This is a genomic window from Pseudomonas sp. G7(2022), from assembly GCF_052660475.1.
In genome coordinates this window covers 3949663-3963581 of record NZ_CP109659.1, presented here as the reverse complement: position 1 = coordinate 3963581, position 13919 = coordinate 3949663, and the positions used below count along the sequence as shown (strand labels likewise).

Annotated in this window: 14 protein-coding genes; 7 read left to right on the top strand and 7 right to left on the bottom strand. The window is 60.6% G+C overall.

Features of this window, described 5'->3' with window-relative positions; all coding sequences use genetic code 11:
• Nucleotides 1-5 precede the first annotated feature (5 nt).
• Together NE357_RS17940 and NE357_RS17935 are read right to left on the bottom strand one after the other, a co-directional pair.
• Nucleotides 6-758 carry an anti-sigma factor family protein gene (locus NE357_RS17940; protein WP_169430992.1) on the bottom strand — a complete coding sequence of 251 codons (753 nt, stop codon included), beginning with the start codon at nucleotides 756-758 and terminating at the stop codon, nucleotides 6-8.
• Entirely contained in the window at nucleotides 755-1261 is a 507-nt protein-coding gene (locus NE357_RS17935; RefSeq protein WP_169430991.1) for an RNA polymerase sigma factor, read from the bottom strand. The genes NE357_RS17940 and NE357_RS17935 overlap by 4 nt, the downstream gene beginning before the upstream one ends.
• Nucleotides 1262-1515: 254 nt before the next feature.
• Here NE357_RS17935 and NE357_RS17930 point away from each other — a divergent pair, with 254 nt between their 5' ends.
• The 5 genes from NE357_RS17930 (at nucleotide 1516) to NE357_RS17910 (ending at nucleotide 6993) form a co-directional block, all read left to right on the top strand.
• Nucleotides 1516-3093 carry an amino acid adenylation domain-containing protein gene (locus NE357_RS17930; RefSeq protein ID WP_212633389.1) on the top strand — a complete coding sequence of 526 codons (1578 nt, stop codon included), beginning with the start codon at nucleotides 1516-1518 and terminating at the stop codon, nucleotides 3091-3093.
• On the top strand, nucleotides 3090-4424 hold the full coding sequence (locus tag NE357_RS17925; RefSeq protein ID WP_169430989.1) for a hypothetical protein: 1335 nt from the start codon (nucleotides 3090-3092) through the stop codon (nucleotides 4422-4424). The genes NE357_RS17930 and NE357_RS17925 overlap by 4 nt, the downstream gene beginning before the upstream one ends.
• 46 nt (nucleotides 4425-4470) lie before the next feature.
• Nucleotides 4471-5235 (top strand): enoyl-CoA hydratase-related protein, encoded by a 765-nt coding sequence (locus tag NE357_RS17920; protein WP_169430988.1) that lies wholly within the window; start codon nucleotides 4471-4473, stop codon nucleotides 5233-5235.
• Nucleotides 5236-5356: 121 nt separating this feature from the next.
• Nucleotides 5357-6451, top strand: coding sequence for a catalase family peroxidase (locus NE357_RS17915; RefSeq protein WP_169430987.1), 1095 nt, complete (start codon nucleotides 5357-5359; stop codon nucleotides 6449-6451).
• The gene (locus NE357_RS17910) at nucleotides 6448-6993 is read left to right on the top strand and encodes a cytochrome b (protein WP_169430986.1); all 546 of its coding nucleotides are present in this window, start codon (nucleotides 6448-6450) and stop codon (nucleotides 6991-6993) included. The genes NE357_RS17915 and NE357_RS17910 overlap by 4 nt, the downstream gene beginning before the upstream one ends.
• A gap of 9 nt (nucleotides 6994-7002) precedes the next feature.
• Here NE357_RS17910 and NE357_RS17905 read toward each other — a convergent pair whose 3' ends face one another.
• Both NE357_RS17905 and NE357_RS17900 read right to left on the bottom strand, forming a co-directional pair.
• On the bottom strand, nucleotides 7003-8208 hold the full coding sequence (locus tag NE357_RS17905; RefSeq protein ID WP_169430985.1) for an MFS transporter: 1206 nt from the start codon (nucleotides 8206-8208) through the stop codon (nucleotides 7003-7005).
• A gap of 151 nt (nucleotides 8209-8359) precedes the next feature.
• Nucleotides 8360-9511: a M14 family metallopeptidase gene (locus tag NE357_RS17900; protein ID WP_169430984.1), complete on the bottom strand. Its 1152-nt coding sequence runs from the start codon at nucleotides 9509-9511 to the stop codon at nucleotides 8360-8362.
• A gap of 97 nt (nucleotides 9512-9608) precedes the next feature.
• Here NE357_RS17900 and NE357_RS17895 point away from each other — a divergent pair, with 97 nt between their 5' ends.
• The gene (locus NE357_RS17895) at nucleotides 9609-9827 is read left to right on the top strand and encodes a hypothetical protein (protein WP_169430983.1); all 219 of its coding nucleotides are present in this window, start codon (nucleotides 9609-9611) and stop codon (nucleotides 9825-9827) included.
• A gap of 151 nt (nucleotides 9828-9978) precedes the next feature.
• Here the strand turns inward: NE357_RS17895 and NE357_RS17890 are convergent, their stop codons facing one another.
• Nucleotides 9979-10317, bottom strand: a complete 339-nt coding sequence (locus tag NE357_RS17890; RefSeq protein ID WP_169430982.1) for a DUF6124 family protein — start codon at nucleotides 10315-10317, stop codon at nucleotides 9979-9981.
• 129 nt (nucleotides 10318-10446) lie between these two features.
• Here NE357_RS17890 and NE357_RS17885 point away from each other — a divergent pair, with 129 nt between their 5' ends.
• Complete coding sequence (locus tag NE357_RS17885; RefSeq protein ID WP_085648459.1) at nucleotides 10447-11103, top strand: LexA family protein; 657 nt, start codon at nucleotides 10447-10449, stop codon at nucleotides 11101-11103.
• Between the two features lie 39 nt (nucleotides 11104-11142).
• On the opposite strand, the gene NE357_RS17880 is transcribed toward NE357_RS17885, so the two are convergent.
• Both NE357_RS17880 and NE357_RS17875 read right to left on the bottom strand, forming a co-directional pair.
• Nucleotides 11143-13092: an acetyl/propionyl/methylcrotonyl-CoA carboxylase subunit alpha gene (locus NE357_RS17880; protein ID WP_169430981.1), complete on the bottom strand. Its 1950-nt coding sequence runs from the start codon at nucleotides 13090-13092 to the stop codon at nucleotides 11143-11145.
• Entirely contained in the window at nucleotides 13092-13907 is an 816-nt protein-coding gene (locus NE357_RS17875; RefSeq protein ID WP_169430980.1) for a gamma-carboxygeranoyl-CoA hydratase, read from the bottom strand. Before NE357_RS17875 ends, NE357_RS17880 begins: the two co-directional genes overlap by 1 nt.
• Between the last annotated feature and the right edge of the window lie 12 nt (nucleotides 13908-13919).

Below are 13919 nucleotides of genomic sequence, written 5' to 3'. Positions count from 1 at the left end.
ACCGGCTAGAAGCGCTCGGTGTGCTGGAGCAATGGCGCCGCCGGAGTGTCGGTCGGGCTGACCATTGCATAGTTGTAACCTTCGCCGGACCAGTACTCGGCCTGCAGATCACCGTCGCGACGGCTACCCCGTGGCAGGAAGGTGTTTTTCGGCCCCGGCGGGCGCACGTAGAAACTGACCTTGTGCCCGTCTCGATCCTCATACATCACCATCGCCGCCGGACCTTCGTCAGTGCTCAGCAAGCGCCCGCTGACCGGTCGGAAACCCGCTGCGGTCAGGTCCGGCAGTCGATTGGCCTGCATGAAGTAGCGGTCGAGCCAGCCCTGCATGTCGCCGGCGCCGCCGACCTTGTAGTCCGCCGGCAGAATCCCTTGCTGAGCGATCAAGCGGTACGCCTGCAGGGCATCGCTCATGGGCGCTACCGAACGCACCAAGGTCATTTCCCGGGCCTGCCAGCCACTGACACCGCCGAGGCTGACCGCGATCAGCAACACCGCCGCGCTGGCCCAGTGTCGACGTGATCGATGCTTGAGCCGCTGGCGGATCAACACGGGGTCCAGGTCCGGATTGGCCGGTTGTTGCAAGGCGCCACCGAGGGCGGCGCGAAGGTGCTGGGCGTCCTGTTGCCAGGCGCGGATCAACGCGGCCTCGTCGGGGTGGCTGGCCAGCCAGTTTTCCAGTACACGCCGGTCGGCGTCGCTGAGCTGGTGGTCGATGTACGCGTGCAAATCACGCTCGCTGGGGGGCAGGCTGATCATTTGAGTATCCGCAAGGAAGGGCTGCTGATTTCGCCGTCACTGAGCTGGCGCAAAGCCTGGCGGGCGCGGGACAGGCGCGACATCACGGTGCCGGTGGGGACGTCGAGGATCTCGGCGACCTCCTTATAGGTCAGGCCTTCCACCGAGACCATCAGCAGCAGGGCGCGCTGTTCGGTGGGCAGGCGATCGAAGGCTTGCAGGGTCGACTGGGCAATGACGGTGCGCTCCACCGAGGGTTCGGTGTCATCGCGGCCGGTAAAGAATTCGAGCATCCGGGCGTAGCGCCGGGAGCGCCGGTGCGCATCGAGGAACTGGCGGTACAGGATCGAAAACAGCCAGGCGCGCAGATCGCCCTCGGCGCGCTTGTCGCCCCAACTGGACAGGGCACGCTCCAGGCTGGCCTGGACCAGATCGTCGGCGCTGCTGGCGTTGCGCGTCAACGACACGGCAAAGCGTCGCAATCGGGGGATCACTTCGCGAAGTTGTTCGTCGAGTGTGTTCATGGCAGGGGCATGCTCTGGCTCAGAAGCGCGGTAGTCATAAGGAGAGACGCCTCTCGACACAGCTTATTCCATCCTGTGGGCTGAAAGATTTCATAACCTGCTACGTAGGAAAGCTCACCGCATCTTGCAGTCCATGTAATGGATTCAAATTTCCCGGCTCAACCCGTCCGACAAGCGCAAACAACCACCGAAGCAGTCTGCCGTCGGTGGCTGATCTGGCTGAAACGATAATTTGAGCAATAGGGATGTTAGAGATGCATGCAATCGCAAGGGATACCCGGTTCTCCTCGTGCGTCGAACAAGACGCATGGCGTCAGTTCGGTTGCGGTCCGGTGGTCGAGCCTGGATTCTCGTTGATCCATCGCGCAATCGAAGAGCAGGCTGCAGCTCATCCGCAGAATCTGGCCGCGTGTTTTCAGGGGCAAACCCTCACCTATGGTGAACTGAATCGCCAGGCCAACCGGCTGGCCACAGCGCTGAAGGCTCATGGTGTAGTGCCGGGTGATCATGTCGCCTTGTTTGTCGAGCGTTCCATCCCGATGCTGGTGGGCATGCTTGCCGCATTGAAGGTAGGGGCTGCCTATATTCCACAACATGTTGGCATTACACCTGCGACTCAATTGCGCCACATCATGGAAGTCGCTTCGACGCGGGTGGTGCTGACGCTTTCAACGCTGGCGCATGCCATTCCCCTGACGGCGGAACAGCACTGCATCTTTCTGGACGCGTTCATCGATTCGCCAGGCTCGATTGCCGATGACTTGAACGTGGGGAGTGATGCGTCGTCACCGGATGCGCTGTGCTTTGTGTTGTTCACTTCCGGCACGACCGGGCAACCCAATGGCGTCAGGGTTACCCAACGCAATGTCTGCAATATTCTGCTCACCGCTCCCGGCAATCTCGGTATGCGGCCAGGTTTGAAAGTCGGCCAGATCCTCAACATCGCTTTCGACATGGCGGCCTGGGAAATTCTGGGCTGCCTGGCCCATGGCGCAACGCTGATGATTCGCGGCAAGGACATCGCCGCGACGGCCGAGCAATGTGATGTGCTGATCGCAACGCCGTCGATTCTCGCCACGCTGGACCCCGCGTGCTGCAGTCAGGTGAAGGTGGTAGCCCTTGCAGGCGAACCCTGCCCGCAGCCGTTGGCCGATCGTTGGGCGTCCTTTTGCACTTTTTACAACGCCTGTGGGCCCACCGAAACCACCATCATCAACACCTTGCAGCACTACAAGGGGACGGGCCGATTGACGATCGGCAGGCCGACGCCGAACAACACGGTTTATGTGCTGGATGAAACGGGGCAATTGTGTGGGCCGGGCGAACAGGGCGAGATGTGGGCCGGTGGTGATTGCGTGACGGTTGGCTATCTGGGTAACCCTGCACTGACTGCCGAACGTTATCGTCTCGATCCGTTTCTGGGGCAGGGGCGGATGATGTTTCGTACCCGGGATCTGGGGCGCTGGACGGATGAGGGCGAACTGGAGCACCTGGGCCGTGTGGATGATCAGGTGAAAGTCAGGGGCTTTCGAGTCGAGCTGGATTCGGTGTCAGCAGCGCTGGAATCGTCACCGGGATGTGAGCGCGCCGTCACATTGAAATTCGATAACCGCAATCTGGTGGCTTTCGTCTACCCCGTTTCCACGGACATCGATGCGGCACGACGCCGTTGTGAAGAGCGCCTGGCCTATTACTGCATCCCCTCAATGATTCTGCCGGTGGATGAAATTCCGCTGACCTCGCGGGGCAAAGTCGACAAACGCCTGTTGCTTGAGCGAGCCCAGGCGTACCACGCACAACGTACCGCCGCCGAACAGGAGGCGGGGCAATGAGCGGGTTGGACACAGGCGTCACTTTGCCCGAGCCGCGTGCGTTATGGCGACGTCTGGGGGCGCTGCCGCTGTTTTCTCATTACAACCGGCTGGTCGCGCTGGTGTTGATCTGCAATTTCGCTGCGCTCGGGCATGGACTGACCGCCGGACAGTGGTGGTCAGCTTCGGGACACGATCTGGAAGCGTTGTCGCAACTGGTGTTGATCAACCTGTCGATGGCGATCCTGATTCGTCAGCAATATCTGATCAACGTGTTGTTCTGGCTGGCCACGCGTGCGCCTGCGACCTGGCCGTTGGCGATTCGCCGGTCACTGGCCAAGGTCTATCACTTTGGTGGTTTGCACAGTGGTGGCGCGATGGCGGCGATTGCCTGGTTTTTCGCGTTGTTCGGCTCGCTGGTCTGGCAACGGATCGAAGGCGTAGGTGGGGTTTCGCTGACGCTGTTGGCGATCAGCGGCACGTTGCTGGGGTTGTTGTTGCTGATGGCGATCATGGCGATGCCAGGGATTCGTTCGCGGTTTCATAACGGTTTTGAACGTACACACCGTTTTGCCGGTTGGGCTGCCTTGCTGCTGTTCTGGGCCATGACGCTGGTGTTTGCCCGGGACCGCAATCCAGCGACAGATCTGACACAGGTGTTGCTGACGTCTGCGTCGTTCTGGATGCTGCCGGTGCTGACGCTCAGCATTGCGTTGCCCTGGCTGCGCCTTCGCAGGGTGCCGGTGACGTTGGTCAAGCCATCGTCACATGCAGTCATTGCCCGCTTCGATCACCATACGCCGTTCGCCGGATCCTCCACCGCGATCAGTCGCAATCCGCTGTGGGAATGGCATTCCTTTGCCAACATTCCTGCACCGGGCGAGCGGGGTTTTCGCTTGATCATTTCCCGAGCGGGTGACTGGACAGGCGAACTGATCGAGCAACCGCCAACCCATGTCTGGGTCAAGGGCATCACCACCGCCGGGGTCGCTCGCATTGAAACCCTGTTCAAGTCGGTGGTTTACGTCGCCACGGGCAGCGGGATCGGCCCGGTGCTGCCGCATCTTTTGGCGCGGCAGGTGCCCATTCATCTGATCTGGTCGACCCGCAGCCCGAGAAAGACCTACGGCGACGCATTGGTCGATGAAATTCTTCAAGCCCAACCCGATGCGCATATCTGGGATACCGATCTGCTGGGCAAGCCAGACCTGGTGAGGCTGGCCTACTCGGCGGTTCAACGCCACGGCGCGGAGGCGGTGATTTGCATTTCCAACCAGACGTTGACGGAGCGCGTGGTCAAGGAAATGGAGGGACGGGGCATTCCGGCCTATGGCGCGATCTGGGATTCCTGACGGGCGTATTACCGTTTTCCTTCCCCTTACATAGAAAGAGACTGCGATGAATATATTGATCGAAAGACTGGGTCGCGTGGTGTTGATCCGCCTCAACCGGCCCCACGCCCGTAACGCGCTCAGCGCACAATTGATGCGCGAGCTGCTGGAAACCCTGCAAGCACTTGATGGCGATCCGGGTGTCGGGTGTTTCCTGATCACCGGTACGAAGGATTACTTCGCGGCAGGCGCTGATATCAAGGAGATGTACGAAAAGTCTTGTCTGGACATGATTCAGGAAGATTACTTTGCCGGTTGGGACGCGTTCGCCGCGCTGCGTACTCCGAAGGTTGCGGCAGTAGCGGGGTTCGCCTATGGCGGAGGGTGTGAGCTGGCAATGATGTGCGATGTGATCGTAGCGGCCGAGTCCGCACAATTCGGTCTGCCTGAAATCACTTTGGGGGTGATGCCGGGCATGGGTGGCACGCAGCGACTGACTCGCTTGATCGGTCGTGCAAAAGCCATGGACATGATTCTGACGGGGCGCTCGATGTCCGCTCGTGAGGCCGAGCAGTCGGGGCTGGTATCGCGGGTGATCGCCGCCGAGCATTTGCTTGAAGAGGGATTGGCGGTTGCGCGGCGGATTGGCGGATTCCCTCGCACCGCGACACGGGCTGCGCGAGAGGCGGTGGACCGGGCCGATGAATCAGGGATGCGCGAAGGCCTTCTGTTCGAGCGGCGTTCGTTTCACGGCTTGTTTGCTACGCCCGGCCAAAAGGAAGGCATGCAGGCATTTCTGGAAAAGCGCGAGCCACGGTTCGATCTGATGTAAACGGCCCGGAGGTGGGCTTGCGCGTCACCGCGTGAAAGAAACTACAGTTCAAAGGGAATAAACCTACGAGGCGTGCGTCTCATAGCACCTTTCCCTATGGCCGATGGCCCTGGAGTTTTTCATGGTTGATCGCAGCTCACCGCCCGGCGGCCCCCAACGCCCGCCACTGAGTGCCGCGAGCCTGGTGTTGCGTCTCGGCGGAATCGCCGTGGTGGTCGCAGCCGTGGCCGGGGCGTTTGCCTACGTTCATGGCAACTTTGACCCACAACGCCTGACGCCCAAGGCGCTGGTCGATGTGCTGGAAAAGAACAACGGCGTGCATCCGGGGTTCCGTCGCAATCACGCCAAGGGTGTTTGCGTCAGCGGTCATTTCGAAAGCAGTGGTGAGGCGCGTCCTTACTCTGTCGCGCAAGTGTTCAATGAGCCACGCACTCCGGTAGTCGGTCGATTCGCGCTGCCGGCGGGCAATCCTTATGCGCCGGACAGCGCGGTACCGATTCGCAGTCTGGCGCTGCGCTTCACCCAGGCCAACGGGCAGCAATGGCGCACCGGAATGAACAGCATGCCGGTGTTTCCGGTCGGCACGCCCGAGGCGTTCTATCAGTTGCAGCAGGCGCAATTGCCGGACCCGGCGACCGGCAAACCCGATCCCGCCAAAGTGCCGGCATTTTTCGCCGCGCATCCGGAGGCCGTACCGTTCCTGACCTGGGTGAAGACGGCCAAACCTTCGGCCAGCTACGTGACCGAGACTTACAACAGTATCAACGCGTTCTATCTGGTCGACGCGAGCGGCAAGAAACAGGCCGTGCGCTGGAGCATGGCGCCGTTGGCCCAGGATGCAGCGGGAGCTGTGGCTCCAGAAGGCAGCGATTTTCTCGAGAAGGATCTGGTGCGACGGCTGGCCGAAGGGCCGCTGCGTTTTCAGTTGAACCTCACGCTGGCCAATGCCGACGATCCGGTGAATGACGCGAGCAAAGTCTGGCCTGCCGGTCGCAAAATGCTGAACGCCGGCACCCTGGTCCTGGAAAAGACTCAGCCGCAACTCAGCGGCGAATGCCGCGACATCAACTATGACCCACTGGTTCTGCCCGCCGGGATAGAAGGCTCCGACGACCCGTTGCTGGCTGCGCGCTCAGCCGGCTACGCCGATTCCTATCTGCGCCGCACCAGTGAAGTCAGTCAATTGCCCACTGGCAAACAGGAGGCACGCCCATGAGAACGCCACCGACGCATTTCAATCCGCTGGCGCGGCTGCTGCACTGGCTGATGGCACTCATGATCATCGCCATGTTGTTCATCGGGGCCGGCATGGTGACCTCGGTGTCAGCGCGGCATGAATGGCTGATCAACCTGCACAAACCTTTGGGTATCGCAATTCTGTTGCTGGTGATCGTGCGCATCCTTGTCCGGTTGGGGACTCGTCAGCCACCGCTGCCGGAGGACCTGCCGGGATGGCAGGTGATGGCAGCCAAGGCGTCGCACCTGTTGCTTTACGCATTGATGCTGGTGTTGCCGCTGCTGGGCTGGGCGATGATCAGTGCGGCGGGGGATCCGGTGATGTTGGGGCGATCCCTGCAATTACCGTCAATCCTGCCGGCGGATGCCCAGGTGTTCGCCTTGCTGCGCAAGGCGCATGGCTATCTGGCCTATCTGCTGTTTCTGACCGTGTTGCTGCATCTGGCTGCCGCGTTGTTTCATGGCTGGGTGCGCCGCGACGAGGTACTCGACAGCATGCTGCGGGGACGGAGTCGCGACTGACCCCGGAGGTTATTCCGACGTGGCGAGGGAGCACTGCTCGCCACGTTTTTGCGGTGCCAATGTTCGCCACCAGTAAAGCAGCGCGACGATATTGATTGCGGCACCCAACCAGCAGACACCCGACCATCCTGCCCAGGCGTACATGGCCGTCGAGGCCATGGATCCCAGGGCGCTGCCAACCGAATAAAACAGCATGTAGCCGGCAGTCAGTCGGCTCTGTGCCTGTGGGCGAACGCTGTAGATCATGCTCTGGCTCGTGACATGCACGGCTTGCAAGCCCAGATCCAGAGTGATCACGCCGATCAGTAGCGCCCACAACGAGGATTGGGTCAATGCGATCGGCAGCCACGAACCGAGCATCAGCAACAAGGACAGGCCGCTGACCCATTGCCCGAGACCACTGTCCGCCAAGCGTCCGGCTCTCGCAGCCGCCAGTGCGCCAGCCGCGCCGGCCAGTCCGAACAATCCGATTTCACTGTGGGAAAGCGACAGCGGCGGGGCGGCCAGCGGCAGGACCATGGGTGTCCATAGCACCATGGCGCTGGCGAAGGTCAACAACGCCAGAATCGCCCGTTGTCGCAGCACGGGCTCCTCTCGAAACAGGCTGAACACCGAAGCAATCAATGCTGCGTAGGAGGTTGCCGGTTGGGGGCTCTCATCCTTGGGCAGCGCGCGAAACAGCAACAGCGCCATGATCAGCGTCATTCCTGCCGACAACAGATAGATCGCCCGCCAGCCGGCCAGATCCGCCATCCCGCCGGCTACGGTGCGTGCGAGCAAGATGCCGACCACTATGCCGCTGGTGATCACGCCGACGACGTGTCCGCGTTGCGCCGGGATGGCCAGGGTTGCGGCATAGGCCACCAGCACTTGAGTGACGACGGCGAGCAGGCCGGTCAGGGTCATGCCTACCAGCAGCCAGGTGCTGTTGGTGGCCAGTGCGATCATCAACAATGCTGCGGCGGACAGCAGGGTTTGCGTGACGATCAAGCGTCGGCGGTTGAGCAGATCGCCGAGCGGCACGAGCAATACCAGTCCGATGCCGTAGCCGACCTGGGTCAGCGTGATGACGATGCCGATGCTCGCGGGTGACAGGTTGAATGCTTCGGCCATGGCGTCCAGCAACGGTTGCGCGTAGTACACATTACCGACGGCCAGCCCGCAGGCGATGGCGAACAGCAGCACGACACCGCTGCCGAGTGTTTGCGCTTTCATGTTCTGATTCCTTTTCAGGTTTTAAATTAAAACTGGATTGACGGTAGGTAATCTGGTTTTGTTTTGCAACCTGATTAGGCAAAAAGTGCAACGCGAAAAAAAAGATCGCAGACAGCGCTGCGATCTTTCATGTGGCGAAAAACAGGGGATATCAGCGCAGGGTGTCGACCATGTCGGCGATGGTGGTCAGCACATCCTTGCCCAATTGCTTCGACCGCTGGCCCGACCAACCGGTAAGCGGGTTCGGCGCATCGTCGTGATCCTTGAACGGCATTTCCAGGGTCAACGACAGGCAGTCGAACTTCTGGCCGACGCTGTTGCAGGCCAGGGTCATGTTGGCCTGACCCGGTTCATCGCGGGTGTAGCCGTACTTGGTCTGGAAGTCTTTGGTGGTGTGTTTCAGATGGCTGCGAAAGTGCTCTTCGAGTTTCTCGATCCGCGGGGTGTAGCCTGGATTGCCTTCGCAGCCGGCAGTGAACACGTGAGGAATTTCTTCGTCGCCGTGTACGTCGAGGAACAGATCGACGCCATATTTTTCCATCTGCTGCTGTACGAAAAGCACTTCCGGGCTGACGTCCTGACTGGCGTTCTGCCAGGCGCGATTCAGGTCCTGGCCCATGGCGTTGGTACGCAGGTGACCGTGGAAGGCACCGTCCGGGTTCATGTTCGGCACCAGATACAGATCGGCACTTTCCAGCAGTTTGTTCAGCACTGGATCGTTGTGATGCTCCAGACGTTCGATCACGCCTTCCATGAACCACTCGGCCATGTGTTCGCCGGGGTGCTGCTGGGCGATGATCCAGATCTTGCGGCGGCCTTCGGCACCGGTGCCTTTGCGCAGGAGCTGGATGTCGCGGCCTTCAACGCTTTTGCCGGTGGCCAGCAGTTCGGTGCCGGCCTTGGTCAGCGCTTGCTCGATCAGCCAGTCATGACGGCCACGGCTGTAAGGCTCGAAGTAGGCGAACCAGGCGTGAGTCTGCTCGGCTTCGAGGCAGAAGCGCAGGCTGTCGCCTTCGAATTGGGTCGGAATGCGGAACCAGTTGACGTGGTCGTAGGAAGCGACCGCCTGATAGCCGGTCCAGGCTTTGTTGTAGGAGGACTGGCTGGCGTTGACCAGGCGGAACCAGTGCTCCTGATGAACATGCAGGCCGCTGGCCTTGAAGTGGAACCACTGGAAATGGGCGCTGCGGGTATCTGGCCGAATGGCCAGAACCGGGTTGAGCGGGTTGCTGATGTCGATGACTTGGATGTTGCCGCTGTCGAAGTTGGCGCTGATGTCGAACGAAGATTTGGCCACGGTCATAATCGGTTCCTGAATATGATTTTTATGGCGGCTACTTTACACGCAAGGCAGGGGTGAAACCGAGGGAAATTGCGGGTTGCGGCGGGGGGCGTCTTCCATGACGCGCAGGCAGCTTAGTGGCTGTGCGATTGATTCTCAAGTGCTAATTGGCATTAGTTCGCCCCAATGTGGCCGGGGTTCGCTTGCCAAGCAATATTCTTTTGATATTATCCGCGCCATCGAATTTGCGGCACCCAAAGACTTCATTAGCCTGAAGCCAAAAGCCAGAAAACTGGCAAAAAAAAGACCCGGCAAAAAGCCGGGTCAAAAACCGTGATTAGCCTGATGAGGAGATAGTCCAGAAGACCGACCTAAGGTCTCTGGCCCATCGACTGATCTCGCGACCAGCTGCTTGCAATAATAATCATTATCATTTGCAAGTCAAACGTTTTTATCTGCGCGATTGGAAAATTCTTTCCTGTCCGTCTTCATCGAACACCGCCATCCAGCGAGTGATCGACCATCGCCCGTGCCATGTCCACCATGTGCACTACCGAAAACGCCAGATCCCGACTGACACCCTGCAGACCATCCGCTGCCTTGAATGCCGTGGCCGCCGCGCATCGCAGCAGATCGGAGGCGTGGACCAGGGATTCTTCGCCGCTCAGGTTGCTGTTTACGCCGAAAAATCGTTCTTCCACGTCCGGCGCTGACACAGCCGGTTTCAAGTAATAGTCCAATGCCCGCTGCGCTGCGGCACAGCCCTGCGGTGACTTGAAAGTGGTGTCTATCTGCAGGTCGGGCAAGTCGTTGCTGGTGATATTCATGGTGAAAGGTCACTCCTTGGTCGATTCAAATCCGTGACCCAAGAATAGTACTTATAGTATTTGTGACCAGAATTTAAATACTACAATATGTGTTTTGCCGGCCGAAGGCGTCCACGTATGGTGCCGCACATGGATAAATGGATTGAGTTGGTCAAAGCCAAAATGAGTGAACTCAACGTCACTCAAGTCGAGCTCGGCGAGCGCGTCGGCATGTCTCAGGGTGGCATCGGCCATTGGCTGAACAAGCGCCGCGAGCCCGGCATCACGCAGATGAACCGCGTGCTGAAAGCACTGGGCATGGAGTATCTCGAAGTCGCGGTGGTAATTCGTGAACCGCAGATCGATGCGGACGACGAAATGCCTCTGGCACAGAAGTACAACCCTTACTTTCGCTATCCGGTCAGCGAGTGGAATGCGCCGGTCGAGGCCCGTGAAAGTCAGCCAGCGTATTCGAGTGCCAAAGACAAGCGACGTTTCGAACTGACGGATTACCACGCCCGTGGCCCGGCGTTCTGGCTCACGGTAACGGGCAACGCGATGACTGCGCCCACCGGGCAGAGCATTGGCGAGGGGATGATGATCCTGGTGGATCCGGCGCTGGAAGCCGAGCCCGGCAAACTGGTGATCGCCCAGTGGCCGGACAGCGACGAGGCAATCTTCCGCAAGCTGATCGAAGAGGGCGGTCAGCGTTACCTGGTGCCGCTCAATCCGACCTGGCCGAAAGCCTTGTTGACCGAAGAATGCCGAATCATCGGTGTCGTGGTTCAGGCAACCGCCAAATACTAGTCAGATCGATCCTCGCCAGGCGTAGGATCGATCCACCTTTCACGCTTCTTCCAGTTCGACCAGTGCACTGCCTTCGCTGACCATTTCGCCTTCCTGGCAATACAGCGCCTTGATCACGCCGGCATGGGGCGCGCGGATGCTGTGCTCCATCTTCATCGCTTCCAGCACCACCAATTGAGCGCCGGCCTCAACCGATTGCCCGGCCTCCACCAGCACCCGCACGATGCTGCCGTTCATCGGCGCCGTCAGACCGCCCTGATGGCTGTGACTGGCTTCGACAGCGCTGATCGGATCGTACGTTTCAACGTGTCGCAGCTCGCCGTCCCATTGCAGATACAGAAACTCTCCACGACGAATCGCACGCAGCTGTCGACGCAGCCCATCGTGCTCGAGCACCAGATGCTCGCCGATCAGTTTTGCATTGCCGCCAGCACCGAGCGTCAACGCCCGATCCTGCCCCTCGCAGCTCAAATGCAGAGTGATTTCCCGTGGCAACCCAGCGCGCAAACCACTGTGAAGCGCCCAAGGCGAAGCGGGATCATCCGCCCGAGCCATCCCCGGCAGGCTCTGTGCAAAAGCCTGCGCCGCCGCCTCCCAGAATTCATCGCTCAGCGCAGCAGGCGCTGGCAGCAACTGTTCCTGATAACGCGGAATGAACCCGGTATCCAGCTCCGCCGCCGCAAACGCCGGATGCCCGATGATCCGCCGCAGGAAGTTGATGTTGGTCTTCAGCCCGCCAATCGCAAGCTCGTCGAGCATGCTCAGCAGCCGTAAACGCGCCTGCTCACGATCCTCGCCCCAGGCAATCAGCTTGCCGAGCATCGGGTCATAGAACGGCGAAATCTCATCGCCTTCCTCAACGCCGCTGTCCACACGACGCCCCGGCCCGGCGGCGGATTCACGGTACAGATCCAGACGCCCGGTCGCCGGCAGGAAGTCATTCGACGGATCTTCCGCATACAGCCGCACCTCAATCGCATGCCCGTTCAGCGGCACCTGATCCTGAGTGATCGGCAACGCTTCGCCACGGGCGACTCGAATCTGCCAGGCCACCAGATCGAGACCGGTAATGGCTTCGGTGACCGGGTGTTCGACCTGTAGCCGCGTGTTCATCTCCATGAAGAAGAACTCGCCGCGCGCGTCCAGCAGAAACTCCACTGTGCCGGCGCCGACGTAACCGATGGCCTGCGCCGAACGCACAGCCGCTTCACCCATCGCCCGACGCAGTTCCGGACTCAAGCCCGGTGCCGGTGCTTCTTCAACGACCTTCTGGTGCCGGCGCTGGATCGAGCAGTCACGCTCGTTCAGGTACAGGCAATTGCCATGCTGATCGGCGAACACCTGGATTTCCACGTGACGCGGCTTGAGCAGGTATTTCTCCACAAGCATCCGCGAATCGCCGAACGACGACTGCGCTTCACGCTGGGCCGAGGCCAACGCTTCAGCCAGTTGGCTGACGTCTTCAACGACCTTCATGCCTTTACCGCCACCACCGGCGGTGGCCTTGAGCAGTACCGGATAGCCGATGCGCTCGCAAGCATCGCGGAAGGTGTCCAGATCCTGGGCTTCACCGTGATAGCCCGGCACCAGCGGTACGCCAGCCGTTTCCATCAGGGCCTTGGCGGCGGATTTGCTGCCCATCGCGTCGATGGCCGAGGCGGGTGGGCCGAGGAAGATCAGGCCGGCGGCTTCGATGGCGCGGGCAAACCCGGCGTTCTCCGACAGAAAACCATAACCCGGGTGAATCGCCTGAGCGCCGCTGGCTTTGGCCGCCGCGATCAGTTTGTCGATTTGCAGGTAACTGTCGGCGGCTTTGCTGCCGCCCAGATCGACACGAATATCCGCTTCACGGCTGTGCCGCGCTTCACGGTCGGTGGCGCTGTGCACGGCAACGGTGGTCAGGCCCAAAGCCTTGGCGGTACGCATGACCCGGCAAGCGATTTCGCCACGGTTGGCCACCAGCAGGGTGGTGAGAACAGGTGCGCTCATCAACGCGACTCCTTGGTGGTGGTTGCGGCTTGCCAACTCGGTGGGCGTTTCTGCAGAAAGGCCCGCAGACCTTCCTGACCTTCCGGGCTGACGCGGATGCGGGCGATGGCATTTTCGGTGTAGCGACGCAGGGCCGGGGTCAGCGCGCCGTTGCCGACTTCACGCAGCAGATCCTTGCTGGCGCGCATGGCGGCGGGGCTGTTGAGCAGCAGGTTGTCGATCCATTGCTCGACTTTCTGTTCAAGCTCGCTTGCGGGATAGCTTTCCGACAACAAACCGATTTCCCGCGCCCGCTGCCCGCCGAAACGCTCGGCCGTCAGCGCATAACGCCGCGCCGCCCGTTCGCCGATGGCTTGCACCACGAACGGGCTGATCACCGCCGGCGCCAGACCAATGCGCACTTCCGACAGGCAGAACTGCGCGTCATCGGCGCCAATCGCCATGTCGCAGCAACTGATCAGACCCAGCGCGCCGCCGAACGCCGCGCCTTGCACCACGGCCACGGTCGGGATTTTCAGTTTGGCGAGGTTGTACATCAGCTCCGCCAATTCCCGGGCGTCGTCGAGGTTGGTGTGGTAATCGAGCTCGGCCGATTGCTGCATCCAGGCCAGATCCGCGCCGGCGCTGAAGTGTTTGCCGCGTCCGCGCACCAGCAGGAAACGCAGGCTGGCGTCGCTGGCGACCTTGTCCAGCGCCAGGATCAGTTCGCGGATCATCTCGGCGTTGAACGCGTTGTTCTTTTCTTCGCGGCTCAGCCACAGGGTCGCGAAACCCCGTGGATCGCTCTGCAATTCGAGGGTGTTGAAGTCGCTCATGAGGTTCTCCCG

What these genes read in the sequence shown, in the direction of transcription:
- NE357_RS17935 (WP_169430991.1), bottom strand. Translation starts at nt 1,261, where the DNA reads ATGAACACACTCGACGAACAACTTCGCGAAGTGATCCCCCGATTGCGA.
- NE357_RS17915 (WP_169430987.1), top strand. Translation starts at nt 5,357, where the DNA reads ATGGTTGATCGCAGCTCACCGCCCGGCGGCCCCCAACGCCCGCCACTG.
- NE357_RS17885 (WP_085648459.1), top strand. Translation starts at nt 10,447, where the DNA reads ATGGATAAATGGATTGAGTTGGTCAAAGCCAAAATGAGTGAACTCAAC.
- NE357_RS17900 (WP_169430984.1), bottom strand. Translation starts at nt 9,511, where the DNA reads ATGACCGTGGCCAAATCTTCGTTCGACATCAGCGCCAACTTCGACAGC.
- NE357_RS17940 (WP_169430992.1), bottom strand. Translation starts at nt 758, where the DNA reads ATGATCAGCCTGCCCCCCAGCGAGCGTGATTTGCACGCGTACATCGAC.
- NE357_RS17920 (WP_169430988.1), top strand. Translation starts at nt 4,471, where the DNA reads ATGAATATATTGATCGAAAGACTGGGTCGCGTGGTGTTGATCCGCCTC.
- NE357_RS17910 (WP_169430986.1), top strand. Translation starts at nt 6,448, where the DNA reads ATGAGAACGCCACCGACGCATTTCAATCCGCTGGCGCGGCTGCTGCAC.
- NE357_RS17895 (WP_169430983.1), top strand. Translation starts at nt 9,609, where the DNA reads ATGACGCGCAGGCAGCTTAGTGGCTGTGCGATTGATTCTCAAGTGCTA.
- NE357_RS17890 (WP_169430982.1), bottom strand. Translation starts at nt 10,317, where the DNA reads ATGAATATCACCAGCAACGACTTGCCCGACCTGCAGATAGACACCACT.
- NE357_RS17905 (WP_169430985.1), bottom strand. Translation starts at nt 8,208, where the DNA reads ATGAAAGCGCAAACACTCGGCAGCGGTGTCGTGCTGCTGTTCGCCATC.
- NE357_RS17925 (WP_169430989.1), top strand. Translation starts at nt 3,090, where the DNA reads ATGAGCGGGTTGGACACAGGCGTCACTTTGCCCGAGCCGCGTGCGTTA.
- NE357_RS17930 (WP_212633389.1), top strand. Translation starts at nt 1,516, where the DNA reads ATGCATGCAATCGCAAGGGATACCCGGTTCTCCTCGTGCGTCGAACAA.
- NE357_RS17875 (WP_169430980.1), bottom strand. Translation starts at nt 13,907, where the DNA reads ATGAGCGACTTCAACACCCTCGAATTGCAGAGCGATCCACGGGGTTTC.
- NE357_RS17880 (WP_169430981.1), bottom strand. Translation starts at nt 13,092, where the DNA reads ATGAGCGCACCTGTTCTCACCACCCTGCTGGTGGCCAACCGTGGCGAA.